17 protein-coding genes are annotated in these 17,240 nt (G+C 60.4%); 9 read left to right on the top strand and 8 right to left on the bottom strand.

Features of this window, described 5'->3' with window-relative positions; genetic code table 11:
- The first annotated feature begins 50 nt into the window (after positions 1-50).
- The 3 genes from CHY22_RS06530 to CHY22_RS10260 are packed head-to-tail and all read left to right on the top strand — an operon-like array spanning position 51 to position 2,499.
- Positions 51-995: an aldo/keto reductase gene (locus tag CHY22_RS06530; protein ID WP_089573150.1), complete on the top strand. Its 945-nt coding sequence runs from the start codon at positions 51-53 to the stop codon at positions 993-995.
- A 2-nt stretch (positions 996-997) separates the two neighbouring features.
- Positions 998-2,077 carry an alpha/beta hydrolase gene (locus CHY22_RS06525; protein ID WP_089573149.1) on the top strand — a complete coding sequence of 360 codons (1,080 nt, stop codon included), beginning with the start codon at positions 998-1,000 and terminating at the stop codon, positions 2,075-2,077.
- Positions 2,078-2,121: 44 nt separating this feature from the next.
- On the top strand, positions 2,122-2,499 hold the full coding sequence (locus CHY22_RS10260) for an HAD hydrolase family protein (protein ID WP_089573148.1): 378 nt from the start codon (positions 2,122-2,124) through the stop codon (positions 2,497-2,499).
- A 45-nt stretch (positions 2,500-2,544) separates the two neighbouring features.
- On the opposite strand, the gene CHY22_RS06515 is transcribed toward CHY22_RS10260, so the two are convergent.
- Positions 2,545-3,336, bottom strand: a complete 792-nt coding sequence (locus CHY22_RS06515) for a DeoR/GlpR family DNA-binding transcription regulator (RefSeq protein ID WP_128620070.1) — start codon at positions 3,334-3,336, stop codon at positions 2,545-2,547.
- A gap of 348 nt (positions 3,337-3,684) precedes the next feature.
- Between CHY22_RS06515 and CHY22_RS06510 the strand changes: the two genes are divergently transcribed.
- From CHY22_RS06510 to CHY22_RS06490, 5 genes are all read left to right on the top strand, one after another.
- Positions 3,685-4,395 carry a transaldolase gene (locus CHY22_RS06510; RefSeq protein ID WP_089573146.1) on the top strand — a complete coding sequence of 237 codons (711 nt, stop codon included), beginning with the start codon at positions 3,685-3,687 and terminating at the stop codon, positions 4,393-4,395.
- A 9-nt stretch (positions 4,396-4,404) separates the two neighbouring features.
- Positions 4,405-4,851 carry a PTS sugar transporter subunit IIA gene (locus CHY22_RS06505; RefSeq protein ID WP_089573145.1) on the top strand — a complete coding sequence of 149 codons (447 nt, stop codon included), beginning with the start codon at positions 4,405-4,407 and terminating at the stop codon, positions 4,849-4,851.
- Between the two features lie 75 nt (positions 4,852-4,926).
- Positions 4,927-5,202: a PTS sugar transporter subunit IIB gene (locus CHY22_RS06500; protein WP_022094539.1), complete on the top strand. Its 276-nt coding sequence runs from the start codon at positions 4,927-4,929 to the stop codon at positions 5,200-5,202.
- A 71-nt stretch (positions 5,203-5,273) separates the two neighbouring features.
- Positions 5,274-6,665 (top strand): PTS ascorbate transporter subunit IIC, encoded by a 1,392-nt coding sequence (locus tag CHY22_RS06495; RefSeq protein ID WP_089573144.1) that lies wholly within the window; start codon positions 5,274-5,276, stop codon positions 6,663-6,665.
- A gap of 323 nt (positions 6,666-6,988) precedes the next feature.
- Positions 6,989-7,693: a transaldolase gene (locus CHY22_RS06490; RefSeq protein WP_168170433.1), complete on the top strand. Its 705-nt coding sequence runs from the start codon at positions 6,989-6,991 to the stop codon at positions 7,691-7,693.
- A 404-nt stretch (positions 7,694-8,097) separates the two neighbouring features.
- Here CHY22_RS06490 and CHY22_RS06485 read toward each other — a convergent pair whose 3' ends face one another.
- The 5 genes from CHY22_RS06485 to CHY22_RS06465 all read right to left on the bottom strand — a co-directional run bounded on the left by CHY22_RS06485 (position 8,098) and on the right by CHY22_RS06465 (position 15,286).
- Positions 8,098-9,231, bottom strand: a complete 1,134-nt coding sequence (locus CHY22_RS06485) for an Abi family protein (RefSeq protein WP_089573142.1) — start codon at positions 9,229-9,231, stop codon at positions 8,098-8,100.
- Between the two features lie 181 nt (positions 9,232-9,412).
- Positions 9,413-11,560 carry a Tex family protein gene (locus CHY22_RS06480; protein WP_089573141.1) on the bottom strand — a complete coding sequence of 716 codons (2,148 nt, stop codon included), beginning with the start codon at positions 11,558-11,560 and terminating at the stop codon, positions 9,413-9,415.
- 412 nt (positions 11,561-11,972) lie between these two features.
- Positions 11,973-13,013 carry a Gfo/Idh/MocA family oxidoreductase gene (locus tag CHY22_RS06475; RefSeq protein WP_089573140.1) on the bottom strand — a complete coding sequence of 347 codons (1,041 nt, stop codon included), beginning with the start codon at positions 13,011-13,013 and terminating at the stop codon, positions 11,973-11,975.
- A 68-nt stretch (positions 13,014-13,081) separates the two neighbouring features.
- On the bottom strand, positions 13,082-14,338 hold the full coding sequence (locus CHY22_RS06470) for an MFS transporter (protein WP_089573139.1): 1,257 nt from the start codon (positions 14,336-14,338) through the stop codon (positions 13,082-13,084).
- A gap of 66 nt (positions 14,339-14,404) precedes the next feature.
- Positions 14,405-15,286 (bottom strand): SDR family oxidoreductase, encoded by an 882-nt coding sequence (locus CHY22_RS06465; RefSeq protein WP_089573138.1) that lies wholly within the window; start codon positions 15,284-15,286, stop codon positions 14,405-14,407.
- Positions 15,287-15,519: 233 nt separating this feature from the next.
- Between CHY22_RS06465 and CHY22_RS06460 the strand changes: the two genes are divergently transcribed.
- Positions 15,520-16,398, top strand: coding sequence for a LysR family transcriptional regulator (locus tag CHY22_RS06460; RefSeq protein WP_089573137.1), 879 nt, complete (start codon positions 15,520-15,522; stop codon positions 16,396-16,398).
- 74 nt (positions 16,399-16,472) lie between these two features.
- On the opposite strand, the gene CHY22_RS06455 is transcribed toward CHY22_RS06460, so the two are convergent.
- Both CHY22_RS06455 and CHY22_RS06450 read right to left on the bottom strand, forming a co-directional pair.
- On the bottom strand, positions 16,473-16,787 hold the full coding sequence (locus CHY22_RS06455) for a type II toxin-antitoxin system RelE/ParE family toxin (protein WP_158551174.1): 315 nt from the start codon (positions 16,785-16,787) through the stop codon (positions 16,473-16,475).
- On the bottom strand, positions 16,780-17,043 hold the full coding sequence (locus CHY22_RS06450; protein ID WP_089573135.1) for a prevent-host-death protein: 264 nt from the start codon (positions 17,041-17,043) through the stop codon (positions 16,780-16,782). Before CHY22_RS06450 ends, CHY22_RS06455 begins: the two co-directional genes overlap by 8 nt.
- Positions 17,044-17,240: the final 197 nt, after the last annotated feature.

Raw genomic sequence — 17,240 nt, 5'->3', positions numbered from 1 at the left:
CACGCGATCGAGGACATTCGACGCGTGCCGCCCCATTAGAAGGAGAGAACATGCGCTACACGCACCTCAAGAACTCCGACGTCGACGTCTCCCAGCTCGCTGTGGGCACCTGGGCGATCGGCGGCGACTCCTTTGGTGAGAACGATGACGCCGCTAGCATGTCCGCCATCCGCACCATGCTCGATCACGGCGTCAACCTCATCGACACCGCGCCGTGCTATGGCAACGGCACGTCCGAGAAGGTCGTCGGCAACGCGCTCAGGGGCGTCGACAGAGAGAGCTACCTGCTCTCGACCAAGGTTGGCCTAATCACCAGCGCCGCCGGCTATGACCGCGACTCTTCGTTCAAGAACATCATGAGGGAGGTCGAGAGCTCGCTGCGCAACCTCCGCACCGACTACATCGACTTCTACTTCGTGCACTGGCCCGACGCCAAGACCCCGTTCTCCGAGACGATGTGCGCCCTCCAGCTCCTCAAGGAGCAAGGCAAGATTCGCCACATCGGCGTCTCCAACTTCACGACCGAGATGATCGAGGAGTGCGAGAAGGTCGCTCAGATCGACGTCCAGCAGCCGCCCTACTCTATGGTTGACCGCTCCTCCGAGGACCTCATCAAGTGGGGCTACGAGCGTGGCATCGACTCCTTCACCTATGGCTCCCTTGGTGCGGGCATCCTGTCGGGCAAGTTCCGCGAGCTGCCGAAGTTCGAGGAGGGCGATGTTCGCGGCGGCTTCTACGACTACTTCCAGGAGCCCAAGTTCTCGCGCGTCCAGGAGCTGCTCAAGGTCATGGACGAGATCGCCGGGGCTCATGACAAGCCCGTGGCACAGGTCGCCGTGAACTGGAGCACCCAGAAGGAGTACGTGGGCACCGCGCTCGTTGGCGTGCGCACGGACGCCCATGCGATTCAGAACTGCGAGACGTTCGAGTGGGAGCTTTCCGCCGATGAGATGGCCAAGCTTGACGCCAAGCTTGACGAGCTGAAGATCGGCTAGCCATGGGCACCGAGGAGAGGAAGTACCCCACTTCCGAGCTTGAAGTGCTTGAGCGTGGAGCTAGGGAGGTCATCGAGCCCAACGGGCTGAAGCTCCTACTGAAGCCCGTGCCGGGAGATGAGCGCGAGCACGTGCTCGATCCGCGCGTCTATGCGCGCGCCCATGCGAAGCTCGCCGCCGGTCCGGCGCCGGCGGGGCCGGTGGACGTGATCGCGTGGCGTTCCGCTCCCAACAAGGAGACCCATGTCGTGAGGGGCGTGGGCGTTGCCAAGAAGACCGTCGTCATGAATTTTGGCGACAGGGGCATTCCCCTGCACGTCTTCACGCCCGAGAGCCACGAGAACGGTTCTGCCGCGCTCGTGTTCATCCATGGCGGCGGCTTTATGGTTGGCAACATCGGCCAGTACGAGAACTGCCTGCGCGACATCGCGGAGCGAACGGGCTGTGTTGCGGTCTACCCCGAGTACCGCCTGTCTCCCGAAACGATGTTTCCCGGTGGCGTCGAGGACTGCATGAAGACGCTCGGCTGGCTTGTCGAGCATGCGGATGAGCTGGGTGTTGACGCGACGCGGATCGCCGTGGCTGGCGACTCCGCGGGCGGAAGCCTGACCAACGCCGTCGTCCTCGACGGGTCCCATGTGGACAGGATCAAGCTCGTGGCCGAGCTGTATCCGCTCGTCGACGGCGGCCCCGTTCCGGAGGAATGGTCCTATGACCTCTATGAGATTGTGAACGACCAGAGGATCGAGGCTTTGAGCAGGGTGGATCGCATTCGCAATGCCAATGATGACCTGCCGCTGATGTATACCAACGGCAATGCGGAGGAGATGCTCGACCCGAGGGTGTCTGCCCTGTTCGCGGAGGACGTGAGCGCGTTCCCCCGCACGGTCATCATCTCTTCCGAGTATGACTACCTGCGCTATCAGGATGAGCTGTTCGCGAAGAGGCTGCAGGATGCGGGCGTTGATGTCACCGCGATTCGCTATCGCGGCTGCGACCACGGCTTCTTCGAGATGTACGGCGTGATGCCTCAGGCTGAGGACGTCTGCCGCGTCATCTCCGAGGAGCTTGCGAAGATCTAGAGGTTCGTCGCGGTGGCCTCCTGGACGAGTGACGGTCCGGCGGGATGCTAGGTGCGTCCCGCCGGACCTTTGCGTTGGCGGGCGCGTGTGGGGTTTGCCTCGGCGGTGCCGGATTGACTGGGAGACGCGTTTACCGCCGAGCTTCCAAGCGAGCCCAGCAAGCAAATCGCGAGCTGAGCCCCAAGGGCATTGACAAGGGTGCGGGCGTGACACGAGCGCTGGCGTATCTGGGCCGCGAGGGAAATGCGCGCACCTTTGGCTTTGGCGATTCGGGCAACGACCTGGGCATGCTCGCCGCCGTCGAGACGGCTGTTGCCATGGGCAACGCCATGCCCGAGGTCAAGGCGGTCGCCGACTACGTGACCGACGACGTCGCGAACGACGGCACCGTCACAGCGATGCAGCATTTTGGGTTGATTTAATAAATGGCCGGGTCGCCCGTAGTGGGGGCGACCCGGCCATTTGAGCTATTTTGCAATATAGAGCTTGGGATGACTGCGACTGCTCTCGATCGCCGCCGTCATGATGCCCTCGTTGTCTCCATCAACGATGATGCCGTCGAGGTCATCGATCTGCGCGGACTGATAAAAACTGGTCTTGTTGAACTTTCCCTGGTCAACCATCATGTAGCCCTGGTTTGAGTTGGTAAGGTACATATGCTTGATCATGGCCGAGAAGTCGTGCTCGACGGTAAAACCGTGGTCGGGGTGGAATCCGTCAGCACTGACAAACGCCTTGTCGGCATGTAGTTTGCTCATGCAGTCGAGCGTCAGTGCGCCCGCGAGATAGAGGTGGCCCTTGCGCACGGAGCCGCCCAGCAGCACTACCGAAGCATTGGGGAGATTGAAGCTGGCGTAGTTCGCGATTGCAAGATCGCCGGTGATAATGGTGATCTCACGCTTGTCCATAAGGGCCTTAGCGAAGTAAAAGCCTGTGGTGCCGATATCAATTACCAGAACATCGCCATCATCAACAAGAGTTGCTGCGGTTGCGGCGATGGCCTCCTTGGCCTCGACTTGGACATTGATGCGCTCCTCGGGATACGAGATTGCGTTGGAGCGAGAAAGCGATACCGCTCCGCCGCGTACGCGACGCAGCTTGCCTTCGGATTCCAACGAGATGAGGTCGTGTCGTGCGGTGACTTCCGAAACCGAAAAACGGCGAACGATGTCGGATACCGAGATATTTGGCTTTTCGGCCAGCCAATTCATGATAAATCGCTGACGCTCGGCCGGTGAAAGGTCTGAAGTAGATGCCATATGCCGCTCCTTTTGAACAAAAGGTAAAAAGATGCGCCTTTCGTAATCGAAATATAACGTATCGATATGAAAAGAACAAGGCAAATTCGAATGAATCAAAGAACGGAATGGCATGTCATAAATGCATGCGTAGCAGATAGTTCGCACGTAAACGGGCTATAAAGAGTCTCATTCTGAAGGTGCCGCCCAAAAGAAGTACGTTCACGTCCGATATTCGACCGTTCACGGAAAGTTGACAATTGAGCTTTCGATAGCTTTTGAAATGGTTTATAAAAGAATACCGAAAAGCTTTTGAAACAAAGAAGAAGGCTTTCGATAGCAATAGTGTTAGATGAGAAAGGACCGAACATGGCGATCAAGGTGTTTGCCGACGGCGCTAACCTCGAGGGTATGCTTGACATGCATGACAATGGCAGCGTTCAGGGCTTCACGACCAATCCTTCCCTTATGAAGGCCGGCGGCGTGACCGACTACCGCGCTTTTGCCAAGACGGTTCTTGAGCACATTACTGATGTGTCGGTCTCTTTTGAGGTATTCGCCGACGACGAGGCAGGTATGGAAGCCGAGGCTCGCGAGATCGCAACCTGGGCAGACAACGTCTACGTTAAGATTCCGGCGCTCAACACCAAGGGTGAGTCCACTGCCGCGCTGGTCAAGCGCCTTTCTGCCGACGGCATCAAGGTGAATGTCACCACTATCTTCACGCCCGAGCAGGTCGACGAGTTTGTCGATGCCGTCTCTGCTGAGACCCCCTCTATTCTGTCCATCTTTGCCGGTCGCATTGCCGATACCGGCGTCGATCCGCTGCCCCTCATGGCGGAGTCCGTAAAGAAGGCTGCCGTTAAGCCTGCTGCCGAGGTTCTCTGGGCGTCTACGCGCGAGGTCCTCAATATCTTCCAGGCGGAGTCCGTTGGATGCCAGATCATTACGGTCCCCAATGCCCTTCTTGCCAAACGCAAGAATTTCGGGAAAGATTTGCTTGAGTACTCGCTTGATACGGTCAAGGGCTTTGCCCGCGACATTCAGGCGCTTGGTTTTCACATTCTGCCCGAGGAGTAGGGGACGAGTATGCTGACCGATCTTCTTAAGCCCGAGCTTGTTGCCTGCCACGTCGAGGCCTCCGACTGGGAGGAAGCGATCAGGGCATGCGGTAAGTTGCTCGTAGACGCTGGCAAATGCGACCAGAGCTATGTTGACGCCATGATTTCATCGGTTCACAAATTCGGCCCCTATATGGTCTTGGAAGAGGGCATCGCCATGCCCCACGCTCAGGCAGATGGCAATGTGAGTGAAGCGGGGATCTGTATCGTCACGCTTGACCCTGCCATTGCGTTTGGACACGAGGATTTCGATCCGGTTCACGTGCTCGTGGGTATTTGCGCACCCGACCCCAAGGCTCATCTTGGCTGCTTGGCGGAGCTTTCGCAGATGTTCGAGGACGAGGACTGCGTTGCCAAGCTCAGCGCATGCGATACGCCCGAGCAGGTTTTGGAGACCATGCGTTCATTCTTTTAGGCCTTAATGGCACGGCGATGCGTCGCCGCTTTTGGATAGACGGAAAACCGTCACGTGTAGGAGAGGAAGGTTGCCATGCATATCATCACCGTATGCGGAAACGGCATCGGGTCCAGCCTGATGCTCGCCGGCAAAGTCGAGGAGCTTTGCGAGGAGGAGGGCATCAAGGCCGACGTTGAGTCTATGGACCTGAACGGTGCTTCTTCCGCAAATCCGGATCTGTTCATCACCGTTAAGGAACTCGCCCCCGAGCTCCACGGCAACGTTGTGATCGTTCGCAGCTATGTGAACAAGAAGAAGATCCGCGAAGACGCCCTCGAGGCAATCAAGGCGGCCGCCGCTAACGCCTAAAGCGGCACAAAAAAGGGCGGTTCCCTGTGGAAGAGGGAAACGCGCCCACGTTAGAGAGAAAGGAAGCGCAGATGCAAGCCATCCTTCCCATACTTGAGTTTATCCAATCGATTCTGACCAAGCCAGCGTGGATTATGGGTCTATTTGCCTTTGTGGGCCTTGTCGCGCTTAAGCGCCCTGCCCACAAGGTGATGACGGGCACCCTGAAGCCCATTCTTGGTTACATCATGCTGTCCGCCGGCGCCGCTGTTGTTCAGGAGAACCTTGCTCCGCTGGGTACCTTCATCGAGACCGGTTTCCACATCACCGGCGTCGTGCCCAACAACGAGGTCGTCGTTTCGATGGCTCAGAGCGTCCTCGGCGTTCAGACCATGATGATCCTGATTCTCGGCTATGTCGTGAACATTATCATTGCCCGCTTTACCAAGTTTAAGTACATCTTCCTGACGGGCCATCACAGCATGTTTATGGCCTGCCTGCTGTCTGCCGTTCTGCAGGCATCTGGCTTCCAGGATGTCCAGCTTGTCATCGTGGGCGGCATGTTCCTGGGCCTCGTGAGCGCTATGCTTCCCGCCGTTGGTCAGCGTTTCACCGAGAAGGTTACCGATGGCGATGAAATCGCCATGGGCCACTTCGGTTCACTCGCCTATTACATCTCCGCTGCAGTCGGTACGCTTTTTGCTAAGGACGCCGAGGAGAACAGCACCGAGAAGATCGAGGTTCCCGAGAAGTTCGCCTTCCTGCGCGACACTACCATCTCCACGGCTCTTACCATGGCCTTCTTCTACCTGGTTACCGCTTTCGCCGCTTACATCGCAGATCCTGCGGTCGTTACCAAGACCGCTGGCGGCGACAACGTGATTGTCTATGCCCTGACCTGTGCCCTGTCCTTCGCCGTTGGTGTCACCATCGTCTATAACGGCGTTCGTATGATCCTTGCCGACCTGGTCCCGGCTTTCCAGGGCATCTCCAACAAGCTGATCCCCGGTGCCATCCCCGCCGTCGACTGCGCTGTCTTCTTCCCCTATGCTCCCACCGCCGTTATCCTCGGCTTTGTCGCTTCCTTCATCGGTGGCGTGGTCGGTATGTTCATCGTGGGCGCTACCCTGGGCATCTTCATCATCCCGGGCATGGTTCCCCACTTCTTCTGCGGTGCTACCGCGGGCATCTACGGCAATGCTACCGGCGGTCGCAAGGGCGCAGCTCTTGGCGCTTTCGTCAACGGCCTGCTCATCACCTTTGCCCCGGCCCTGCTCCTGCCCGTTCTTGACGTCTTTGGCTTCAAGAACACTACGTTCGGCGACTTCGATTTCTCCGTCATTGGTATTACGCTTGGCCGCGCTGCCGAGGCCTTCGGTACCACCGGTGTCTACGCGATTCTCGCTGTCCTTCTGGTCGTTGCCTTCGTCCCCAACTTCATCCACACCAAGGGTGCTGTGATCAATCACGTTGAGGAAGAGTAATCCAGGCATACGTTAAGCCCTAATCGGGCGGAGCTCCGATAACCGGCTCCTACACGGAAGCGGTGACGTCTCAATCGAGGCGTCACCGCTTTTTGCTTTGGAGCGATTGTGAATATGAGCCGGCGAGGCGCTGCTTCTGTTCCGTGAACGGAATCAAACGCAATGATCGGCAAAACGTTTTGCCGCTGGGGCGTCGATATAAAAATGGTAAATCTGCAAAACCGTTCGCCGAGAAGATAAAAGACCGCAGTTCACGCCTTGATAAACGTAGGTAAAGTGTTTAGCAGTGCAACGCCCATGTGCAAGCGAAAGGAATCAGGCAGATGGCAATCAAGGTGTTCGCTGACGGTGCAAACCTCGAGGGCATGCTCGACATGTACGAGAACGGCAACGTTCAGGGTTTCACGACCAACCCGTCCCTTATGAAGAAGGGCGGCGTGACGGATTACCGCGCGTTTGCCAAGGAGGTCCTGGCCCACATCACCGATGTGTCCGTTTCGTTTGAGGTCTTTGCCGACGACGTCGAGACTATGGAGGTCGAGGCCCGCGAGATTGCTGCCTGGGCCGAGAACGTCTACGTCAAGATTCCGTGCGTGACTACCAAGGGCGAGTCCACCGCCGAGCTGGTGCGCAAGCTCTCCGCCGACGGCATCAAGGTCAACGTCACCACCATCTTTACGCCTGCGCAGGTCGACGAGATGGTCGAGGCCGTTGACGCCGAGACGCCGTCCATCATCTCGCTCTTTGCCGGCCGTATCGCCGACACCGGCGTTGACCCCATTCCGTTTATGACGGAGTCGGTCAAGAAGGCCGCCGCCAAGCCCAGCTGTGAGGTCCTGTGGGCGTCCACGCGCGAGCTCATCAACATTTACCAGGCGGAAGGATGCGGTTGCCAGATCATCACGGTGCCCAACAGTATCCTGGCCAAGCGCAAGAACATCGGACGTGACCCGTACGAGGTCTCGCTCGACACCGTGCGCGGCTTTGCCAAGGATATCGCCGCTTTGGGCTTCCATATCTTGCCGTAAGCAAGGGTACCCCCTGCGGCGACGTGCAAAATCGCGAATATTCAGCACGGTAAAGGCTTTTACCAGCTGGTTGAAGCACGGAACGGCCCCCGTTTTGGCTCTAATTGACGCTAAAACGGGGCCGTTTTTGCTTTTATGGCTCTCTGAGGCGCCGCGGGGCTATCGAGAGATGCTGAATATTCGCGATTTTGCACGTCGCCAAGAGGGGGAAGTCGGGCCCTACTCTGACCACTCGGACGTACTCTTACCCGAACCCGCTGCTTCATGGGACGGCATGTCATGCGTCTGAGCTGCGGTTTTCATGCAGCGGGTAGTCGGATTGCTGCTGAGTTGCTCGAACCTACTCGAACCCACTCTGTCCGAGCGGGGCCCAAGTGGCAAGGGGCTATTAGGGGACTGAAGAGCTATAGGGAGCTCGAGGAGATGGCATCGGCTCCCGAGCGCATGACTTCCCCCAGCATCCTGATTCCTCGGTCAAGCTCGATCTGCTTTTCGAAGTAGTCGGCGTGCTCAAGGAAGCGCTCGCGCAGGGCGCGCAGGCCTGCTGCCTTTTCCGACCTCGCGTCCGCATCGCTGACGATTCTATCGAAGCAGAGTACGAGTGCGGTGAAGTCGTGGGTGACGGGGAAGCGCTTTGTAAGGGCGACGAGCTCCTGGTCGATTCTGAGCTCCTCCCGCGCGGCCGTCGCGATGGAGCCGACGGGCTTCTGTAGGCGCTGCCCGATCGTGTTCAGAACGTTGCCGTTATGAGCGGCCGCGTTGCGCAGGGCCTTCACGGGGAACAGGAGCTGCTTGACGGATTCGGCCTCCTGGCTGCGTTCCCTCCTGAGGTCGTAGAAGTAGAACTTGTAAAGCGCGATGATTCCCCCGAAGGAGACGAGTTCCAGGTAGTTCCAGACGTACATGTCCTCGCGTCTGCCATACTTATTCGCGAGGTTCCGGGTGTAGTTCGAGTCTCCGAGGTACGAGACGCTGCGCTCAAGGTGCTCCGGGTCTATCCCCAAAGTCTGGTCCTCGGCGATGTGGAGCATCTCGAGGAAGAGCGTCGCTCGCTCGCTGCCGCCCACTCCATCTAGCCGGTCGGCGATGGCTTTCATCTTCTCGACGGCTGTTTCTGACCCGCTTGGATCGAACCGCTCCTCCAGCATCCTCTCCTTACGCACCCTCTCGTGGGCGAAGAGGAGGTCGAGGATCTCCTTCCCGTCGGCGCCGTCGTCCATCATCGTCCGGTTTAGATGGACCTTCATGTAGTGCTCGATGTCAAGCGTCATCGAGAGGATGTGCTCGCGGAGGTGGTGGTCGAGTCTGGTGAGCTCGGCGAGGTAGGCGAAGTCTAGGTTGACGTAGCGTCCGTAGCCCTCTGACGCGGAGCTACGATACGTTGAGAAGCACTTCGCAAACGCCTTGACCTTGAAAAAGAAGATTTTGTCGCGGAGGAACGCAACCGCATCCTCGGGGCTCATTATGTCGAAGCGGACGCCCCGCTCTGCGAGGTGGGCGACCTGTTGTTCTGCCAGGATGAGCGGGCGCTCCTTCATAGTCGAGCCTCCAAAACGAAAAATGCGGCTGTAGGTACAGGTACCCGCAGCCGCTAAAAGCACGAAGGCTTTTCACACTGCGGACAGTATACCCCACTTTGTCGAAGGGGCAAAGAGTGCGGGGAATTCCCGCGCTCTTTGCGACACTCGCCGCGAAGAGGGGGACGTTCGCTTTGGCGGTTTACTTCCCCTGCACCATGGTGAGCGAGATCTTCTTGCGGTCGCGATCGACCTTCTCGACCCACACCTTGATCGTGTCGCCGACGCGCACCACGTCGCTGGGGTGCTTGACGAAGCGGTTGGCCAGCTTGGAGATGTGCACGAGGCCGTCCTGGTGTACGCCCACGTCGACGAAGGCGCCAAAGTCCACGACGTTGCGCACCGTGCCCTTGAGCTCCATGCCGGGTTCCAGGTCGTTGATGGAAAGTGCCGAGCGGCTAAAGACCACCTCGGGCGCGTCGTCTCGCGGGTCGCGGCCGGGCTTCTTGAGCTCGTTGACAATGTCGATGAGCGTGAGGGTACCGCAGTCCAGGTCGCTTGCCAGCGTCGAGATGCTGCCCAGGCGGCGCTCGATGTCAGGCACGCCGCCGCGGCTGAGCTCGCTGGCCCCAACGCCAGCGCGCTCCAGGACGGCCGTGGCCACCTCGTAGCTCTCGGGGTGGACGCTTGTCGCGTCGAGCGGGTTCTTGCCGCCGCTGATGCGCAGGAAACCTGCGGCGTTAAGGTACGCCTTGGGTCCCAGCTTGGGGACCTTCTTGAGCTGGCGGCGATCGGTAAAGGCGCCGTTTTCCTCGCGGTAGGCCACGATGTTTTTGGCTACGCTTGGCGTAATGCCCGACACGTAGCCCAGCAGGCTTGCGCTCACGGTGTTGACGTCGACGCCCACACGGTTGACGACGTCTTCCACCACGTGGCCCAGGGTGCGCGAAAGCTCGGCCTGGTCAAGGTCGTGCTGGTACTGGCCAACGCCGATGGACTGGGGCGGAATCTTGACGAGCTCTGCCAGCGGGTCTTGCAGACGGCGGCCCAGGCTCATGGCGCCACGTACGGTGACGTCCAGGTCGGGATATTCCTGGCTGGCGAGCTCGGAGGCGGAGTACACCGACGCGCCGGCCTCGTTGACGATGGTGTAGCGAAGGCTGGGCGCCTGCTCGGAGATGAACTCCGAGACGACTTCCTCGGTCTCGCGGCTGGCGGTGCCGTTGCCGATGACGATGGTGTTGACGCCGTCCTTCTTGACGAGGCGGGCGAGCTCGCGCTTGGTGCCGGCGACGTCGTGGCGCGGCTTGGTGGGGTAGACCACGCCGTGGTCGAGTAGCTTGCCGGTCTCGTCCATGACGGCGACCTTGCAGCCGGTGCGGTAGCCCGGGTCGAGCGCGAGCACGCGGGCGCCGCGCACGGGGCGTGCCGAGAGCAGGCCCTCGAGGTTCTTGGCAAAGACGTTGATGGCCTCGGTCTGGGCGCGGACGGTGAGCTTGGCGCGGGCTTCGCGCTCAAGGGAGGGCGCCATGAGGCGCTTGTAGCCGTCGGCGATGGCGGCATCGAAGACGGGGGCGAAGACACCCTGGCGTCGGGGCCAACGGCTACCGAGGCGTGCCGTGGCGACGGCGCCGTCGACGTTGACGCGTACGCGGAGCTTGCCCTCGCGCTCGCCGCGGTCGATGGCAAGGATGCGGTGGTTGGGGATCTTGCGCACGGGTTCGTCGTAGTTGTAGTAGGGCTCGTAGGGGGTCTTCTCGGCGGGGTCGGTGGCCTCGACGACGATGTCGGCGGTGTTTTGCGTAAAGGCGCGCAGGTCGGCGACGTTCTCGGGGTCCTCGGCCACCGTCTCGGCCACGATGTCCGCCGCACCGGCGAGCGCCTTTTCGGGCGTGTCGAAGCCGGCCTGTTCGTTGACGTATGCCGCGGCGGCGTCGAGCGCGCTGCCCTTGGCCGAAGCCTGCATGATGATCATATTGGCGAGCGGCTCCAGGCCGGCCTCGCGGGCCTTCTGCGCACGGGTCATGCGCTTTTTGCGGTAGGGCTTGTAGAGGTCCTCGACACGCTGGAGCTGCGTGGCCTCGCGAATCTGCTGCTCGAGTTCGGGCGTGAGCTTGCCCTGGGCGTCGATGAGTAGAATGACGTCCTCTTTACGCTGCTCAAGATTGCGCAGGTAGGACAGGCGCTCGTCGAGTGCGCGCAGGGCGACGTCGTCCATGCCGCCCGTGGCTTCCTTGCGGTAGCGCGAGATAAAGGGGATGGTGTTGCCATCGTCGATAAGCTTGACGGCCGCCTCGACGTTGGCGGCCTTAAGGTTGAGCTCGCGGGCGAGCTGCGCGATAAGATCCATGGAACTCCTTGCGTTTATGGTGCATTTGCAGCACAGAGCTACCAAGGATACCACCCGTCCCAAAAGACTGTTTTGGGGCCGCGCCACAAAAACGGCCTATCTACTACGTTTTACCCGTAGGGGCTGACCATGCCTGGGTTTTCCGAAGATCGGCAACCCGTCTACCTGCGGTTTTTATTTCGCGAAATTCGGTATGGTTGAGGGTGATTGGTTAAACGTAGTAGATAGGCCCATTTCGTGGCGAACGAACCAAACTGAGGCGCAAAAAGGCCCCCCGCCTCAGAAAAATCGTCAGCGAAGTAGCAAAAAGCCCCGCGGGCAGGAGGCTGCTCGCGGGGCAAAGAAGAGGGGGCTTGTTGGTGGCGGACCGAGGGGCTCGCATGGGGTTTCTGCCGCGGCCGCTCTTAAGCCATTACAGCTCGACGAGCTGGCCGGTTTCGGCGGCCTCCTTGATAGCGTTGAGAAGCGTGAGCGTCTTGACGTTGTCGGCGGGGGTTACGACGGGCTCGACCTCGCGGCGGACGACCTTCACAAAGTGCTTGAGCTGCATCTTGTGCGGCAGCGCCGGGTCGACGGCCGGAATCTCCATCTGCAGCGGCTTGTGCCAGTTGGAGGCGCCGTCGTAGGAGAACTGATGCAGGCGGGGCAGCGAAAGGGCACCCAAGGTTCCGCCGATAAAGTAGGCGTCGGCGTCGAAGGGGCGGTACTGCGGATCCTCGCGAGCGGTTGCCTCCCAGTTCCAGGGGCTGGCGGTGGCGTCGGAGATGGTCATGCTTGCGAGCGCGCCATCGGCAAAACGGACGTTGACCACGGCGGAGTCCTCGGTCTCAAAACCGCGGGCGGCGCTGGACTGCATACCCTGGACGGCAACGGGCTCGCCCAGCAGATAGCGGAGCAGGTCGACGTCGTGAACCAGGTTAACCAGGATCGGGCCGGCACCCTTTTTGCGGCGCCACTCGACATCGAAGTACTCGTCGTTCTTATAGATCATGTAGTGGAAGCTCGACACGGTGAGCTTGCCCAGCTCGCCGGACTCGATGATCTCCTTGGCCTTGTTGACGAAGGGGTTGTGGCGACGGTGCTGACCCACGAGCACGGGCACGCCGGCGGTCTCGGCCTCGGCGGCGAAGGCCTGGGCATCCTCGAGGTCGTTGGAGATCGGCTTTTCGACCAGCGGTACGATGTTGCGCTTCACGGCCTCGCGGGCAACGCCCAGATGCAGGTCGTTGGGCGTGGCGATAATGACGGCCTCGGGCTTGACCTCGTCCATCATCTGGGCGGGATCGGTGAAGAACGGCACGCCGGCGGCCTCGGCCGTGGCGCGGGCGCCCTCAAAGGCGTCGGCGATGGCGACGAGCTCGGCCTCGGGCTCCTCGGTGACAAAGCGGATGTGGTTGCGGCCCATGGCGCCGGCGCCGATAACGGCAATGCGGACGGGGTTGAGCTCAGACATTTCGACTCCTTAATACTGGTGACCGGTGGAATGCGGCAAGAGAACGGCCCTTGCCGCGTCAAGCAAAACTAGGCGGACTTCTTCTTGCTGTCGGAGACCATCATGTAGACGGTGAGCACGACGGCGATGGCGGCGATCACGATGGCGCCGTAGAAGGACTGCTGGTAGGCGGCGCTGCCGGCCTCAGCGTGATACAGCACGGCAGTGATGGGCTGGCTGATCCAGGTAGAAGCGGCGTAGCCCAGGAACATGATGCCGTAGTTGACGCCGATGTTGCTGGTACCGAAGGCGCCACCGGTGAGCGGCGGGTAGATGACGAGCAGGGCGCCAAAGCTAAAGCCGAGCAGGGCGAGTGCCACAAAGAACATGCTCTGCGTAAAGCTTATCGACATGATGACGAGCGCGACGATGGTGACGACAAGGCTGATGAGCAGCGACTTGTAGGCGCCGAGCTTGTCGATGATCTGGCCAAAGGACAGACGGCCGACCAGGTTGGCGCAGGTGTTGACGGAGACCACCACACCGCCGAGGGCGACGGCCGCGGCGCTCGTGGGGTCGGCGAAGAGCTGGACGGCGGCGATGGAGGCAACCTTGCCCACGAGCAGGGTGCCGGCGGTGGCGGCAAAGGCGAAGGTGATGATGAGGACCCAGAAGCGCGGGGTCTTGACCATCTCGCCCGGGGTGAGGTCGCCGAAGGTGCCGGCGTGCGCGCCACCCTTGGGGGCCTCGAAGCCCTCGGGCAGCCAGCCGGCCTCGGGGGCCTTCAGGAACAGGGCGGAGGCGGCGATCATCACAAAGAAGATGACGCCGAGTGCCTTGAGGGCGCCAAAGATGCCGAGGCTCGGGATGAGCAGCGAGGCGAGCACCGGGGACAGCACGGCGGGGCCGGCGGTCGAAGCGGCCAGGGTGATGCCGGAGGCGAGGCCCTTCTTGTCGATGAACCACTTTTGACCGGTGGTGAGCGCGGGGTTGTAGCCCAGGCCGTTGCCGATGGCGGCGACGAGCGAGAACCACAGGTAGAACTGCCACGGCTCGGTGACGGTGCCGGACATGAACCAGCCCAGGCCGTAGCACACGGCGGCGGCGATCACGACGTTGCGGGGGCCGATCTTATCGGAGATGCGGCCGGCGAAAATACCCGTCACGGCCATGATGGTCTGAAAGACCGGGAAAGCCCAGGTGAGGGCGCTCGACCACTCGGGGTAGACGGCGAGCAGATTTTTGCTCACGACGGAATACAGCGCGATGGAGCTGATGAAGAACATGGTGACGCACGCGGCGGAAAGCACGGCGGCGCGACCCTTGTTGGAGTTGGTGGAAGCCATTGGACTCTTTCTAATCGATGCGGGGGAGGGGCGGGTGCGTCCGCGGGGCCTCCCTGGCAGGCTGGTTTACTGGTCGGTCGGTTTTGCGACGCCGGACTCGTCGGACCAAAGCTCGACGCCCTTGTTCTTGAGGTAGTTGTCGGCAAAGGCTCGACGGCCGCCGGGCTTGGCGGTGAGGTCGCCCATCATATTGGAGAAACCGCCGTCGACCTTGATGGCGTCGCCGGTGGTAAAGTCCGAGCGCTTGGACGCCAGGAACATGACGGCGTTGGCGATATCGCTGACCTCGCCGATGCGGCGCGTGGCGATGAGACGGCTGCGGCTCTTCTCGACCTCGGGGTCGGCGTAAAAGCTCGCCGACATGGGGGTCTTAACAAAGCAGGGCTCGACGCAATTGGAACGCACGCCGTAGGGACCCCACTCGGCAGCCAACATCTTCGACATCATGTTGACGCCCGCCTTGGTGGAGCTGTACACGCCCGAGAACGTCTCGGGGGAGTGGCTGGCAACGGTCGAGATGTGCACCAGGCGACCCTGACCAGCCTTGATCATCTCGCGACCAAAGCGCTGCGAGGTGATGAAGTAGCCGGTAAGGTTGACGTTGATGACGTCGTTCCAGTCACTCAACGGCAGGTCCTCCATGGCTGCGAAGCGCAGGATGCCGGCGGTGTTGACGAGGACGTCGACGCGGCCGAAGTCGGCGATGGTGGCGTCGACGGCGGCCTGAACCTCGCCCTCGTTGCAGGCGTTCATCTTGTAGCCCTCGGCATGGATACCAAACTCGGCGGCGAGGTCGGCGGCTGCGGCCTTGACCTTTTCCTCGTCTAGGTCGAGCAGGACGACGTTGGCGCCGTTGCGGGCGAACTCTCGGCAAATCTCGACGCCCATGCCGCCGAGTGCGCCGGTAACGGCGCATACATCGCCCTCGAGCTTAAGCCAATTGCTCATAGGAACTTCCCTTCTTGTGCCTCCCGGTGGGTCGCTCCCATTAATCGACCCACGTGGTTTTCGCTGGTTATCGTATGCTTTGGATTTGCGCAGGTGAATTGCATATTTGTTAGAATGGCGTAAACTAATGGTTTATAGCTTGCAAGAAGATTTGTTCTTAATTGAGTGTGTGACCTGCCAAAACGACCCCCTTTGGCAGCGCATGGCCATACCTCTGGAAACGGGAGATTGACGTGTACGATCGGCGACTCGAGGCCATAACGGCCGCCGCGGAGCTGGGAAGCTTCTCGCGTGCGGCGGCAAAACTGCGCGTGTCGACACCAGCGCTCGTCAAACAGGTGTCAGGATTCGAGGCCGAGTTTGGCATTACATTGTTCGAGCGCTCACATTCGGGCGTCAAGGTGACGCCGGCGGGCGCTTTGCTGGTGGACGATGCGCGATCGATTATGCGCCAGTCTGAGGATGCGTTGCGCCGCGCCCGACGCGCGGCGGGCGATGGCGGCGCCGTGCGCCTGGGCGTGTCGATGATGTGCCCGGGGCGCCAGACGCTGTCGATGTGGTCGAGTGTGCACGAGTTGGAGCCGTCGCTGCGCTTTGAGATTGTGCCGGTGAGTGACCTCTACGATGAGCGCGAGGCCGTCATGCGCAGTCTTGGTCGCGAAGTGGATGTGGTGCAGTCGAGTTTTTCGACCCCGCGCTGGGGCGACGCCTGCCAAAAGCTCCTTATCGTCAACGTACCGTTTTATATTGATGTGCCGCGCACGAGCCCGCTTGCGCGCAAGACGCGCATCACGGTTGCCGACCTGGAGGGCATGCGCCTGCGCGTGCTCCGTCACGGCAACGACGCTATGGACAGCCTGCGCATCGACCTGTTGGCCGACGGCGGTGTGGACGTGATCGACGTGGATAGCTTCGACTTTGCGCTCTTTAACGATGCGGAGGAAAAGGGTGACGCGGTGCTCACCTGCGGAGCGTGGTCGGGCGTGCACCCGGCCTTTGTGGGCGTGCCGTTTCTGTGCGGCCGCGAGGTGCCGGTCTTTCTGCACTACCCGCTCGAGCCCACCCTCCAAGTCCAAAAATTCGTCAACGCCATGGCCCAACTCCTCAACTAGCTCATTTAGGACGGGGCTTTTTAGCTGCATCGGGCATGGTCCCGGATAAGGGGTCGAATTATATCGGGGCCTGTTTATTCGGCAAGTAGCACCTGCAGGTAATCGCGCTTTCTGTGGAGGACGCGGTCGATATAGACCTTCTGGTGAAAACGGTAAAACGCGAGATGGTTGTCACAGACCACGAACCGGTAATCGGAGCGTAGGGGATAGATCGAGGAGAGTGGTGTACCAGACTCGGGGAAGCTGGAGAGCAGGTCTATCCGAGCGAGAATGCCCCCTACGATCCTATCAGCTGCTGCGGGATTGTCCTTTTCGACGGCAATGTAGTCCCAGATGTCGTCGAGATCTTGCAGAGCCAGCGGAGAGTAGACGACCTCGCAGCTATGCATGGTTTGCGGCCTTGCGGCGGAAGTGTGCGGCGACGTTGTCCGACGAGACCCATCCGCTCTCATCACCCGAGCTGCGCCCGCGCTCAAGCTCCGACATCAGCGTGCTGATGGCGCAAAACCGGTCGTAATCTTTCATGTCGAGCACCGCGTAGCAACCGTGCCCGTTTTTGGTCAGGAACACCGGGGAGCCCTCGTGGACATCGGAGAGCACCTCGTTGTAATTGCGCAAATCGGAAACAGGTTTAATGGCGGGCATGTAAGGCTCCAATCGATGTACGGGAACTTACGATAAATTATACGAATAATATGCAGCACCTGCCAGTCAAAACACCCACATAAAACGAGCCCTAGTCCCCTGGTAAAAAAGAAGACCCACAACGGATGCGTGAGAAAATAGCCACAGAAAGCCCGCTTTCCCTATGAAAACTGCCATGTTTTCTTACCTTTTCCCTA

Source organism: Collinsella sp. TF06-26, assembly GCF_002232035.1.
In the GTDB taxonomy this organism is placed as follows: Bacteria; Actinomycetota; Coriobacteriia; order Coriobacteriales; family Coriobacteriaceae; genus Collinsella.
This window is presented reverse-complemented; position numbering and strand designations above follow the sequence as displayed.

What these genes read in the sequence shown, in the direction of transcription:
- CHY22_RS06530 (WP_089573150.1), top strand. Translation starts at nt 51, where the DNA reads ATGCGCTACACGCACCTCAAGAACTCCGACGTCGACGTCTCCCAGCTC.
- CHY22_RS06525 (WP_089573149.1), top strand. Translation starts at nt 998, where the DNA reads ATGGGCACCGAGGAGAGGAAGTACCCCACTTCCGAGCTTGAAGTGCTT.
- CHY22_RS10260 (WP_089573148.1), top strand. Translation starts at nt 2,122, where the DNA reads ATGCTAGGTGCGTCCCGCCGGACCTTTGCGTTGGCGGGCGCGTGTGGG.
- CHY22_RS06515 (WP_128620070.1), bottom strand. Translation starts at nt 3,336, where the DNA reads ATGGCATCTACTTCAGACCTTTCACCGGCCGAGCGTCAGCGATTTATC.
- CHY22_RS06510 (WP_089573146.1), top strand. Translation starts at nt 3,685, where the DNA reads ATGGCGATCAAGGTGTTTGCCGACGGCGCTAACCTCGAGGGTATGCTT.
- CHY22_RS06505 (WP_089573145.1), top strand. Translation starts at nt 4,405, where the DNA reads ATGCTGACCGATCTTCTTAAGCCCGAGCTTGTTGCCTGCCACGTCGAG.
- CHY22_RS06500 (WP_022094539.1), top strand. Translation starts at nt 4,927, where the DNA reads ATGCATATCATCACCGTATGCGGAAACGGCATCGGGTCCAGCCTGATG.
- CHY22_RS06495 (WP_089573144.1), top strand. Translation starts at nt 5,274, where the DNA reads ATGCAAGCCATCCTTCCCATACTTGAGTTTATCCAATCGATTCTGACC.
- CHY22_RS06490 (WP_168170433.1), top strand. Translation starts at nt 6,989, where the DNA reads ATGGCAATCAAGGTGTTCGCTGACGGTGCAAACCTCGAGGGCATGCTC.
- CHY22_RS06485 (WP_089573142.1), bottom strand. Translation starts at nt 9,231, where the DNA reads ATGAAGGAGCGCCCGCTCATCCTGGCAGAACAACAGGTCGCCCACCTC.
- CHY22_RS06480 (WP_089573141.1), bottom strand. Translation starts at nt 11,560, where the DNA reads ATGGATCTTATCGCGCAGCTCGCCCGCGAGCTCAACCTTAAGGCCGCC.
- CHY22_RS06475 (WP_089573140.1), bottom strand. Translation starts at nt 13,013, where the DNA reads ATGTCTGAGCTCAACCCCGTCCGCATTGCCGTTATCGGCGCCGGCGCC.
- CHY22_RS06470 (WP_089573139.1), bottom strand. Translation starts at nt 14,338, where the DNA reads ATGGCTTCCACCAACTCCAACAAGGGTCGCGCCGCCGTGCTTTCCGCC.
- CHY22_RS06465 (WP_089573138.1), bottom strand. Translation starts at nt 15,286, where the DNA reads ATGAGCAATTGGCTTAAGCTCGAGGGCGATGTATGCGCCGTTACCGGC.
- CHY22_RS06455 (WP_158551174.1), bottom strand. Translation starts at nt 16,787, where the DNA reads ATGCATAGCTGCGAGGTCGTCTACTCTCCGCTGGCTCTGCAAGATCTC.
- CHY22_RS06450 (WP_089573135.1), bottom strand. Translation starts at nt 17,043, where the DNA reads ATGCCCGCCATTAAACCTGTTTCCGATTTGCGCAATTACAACGAGGTG.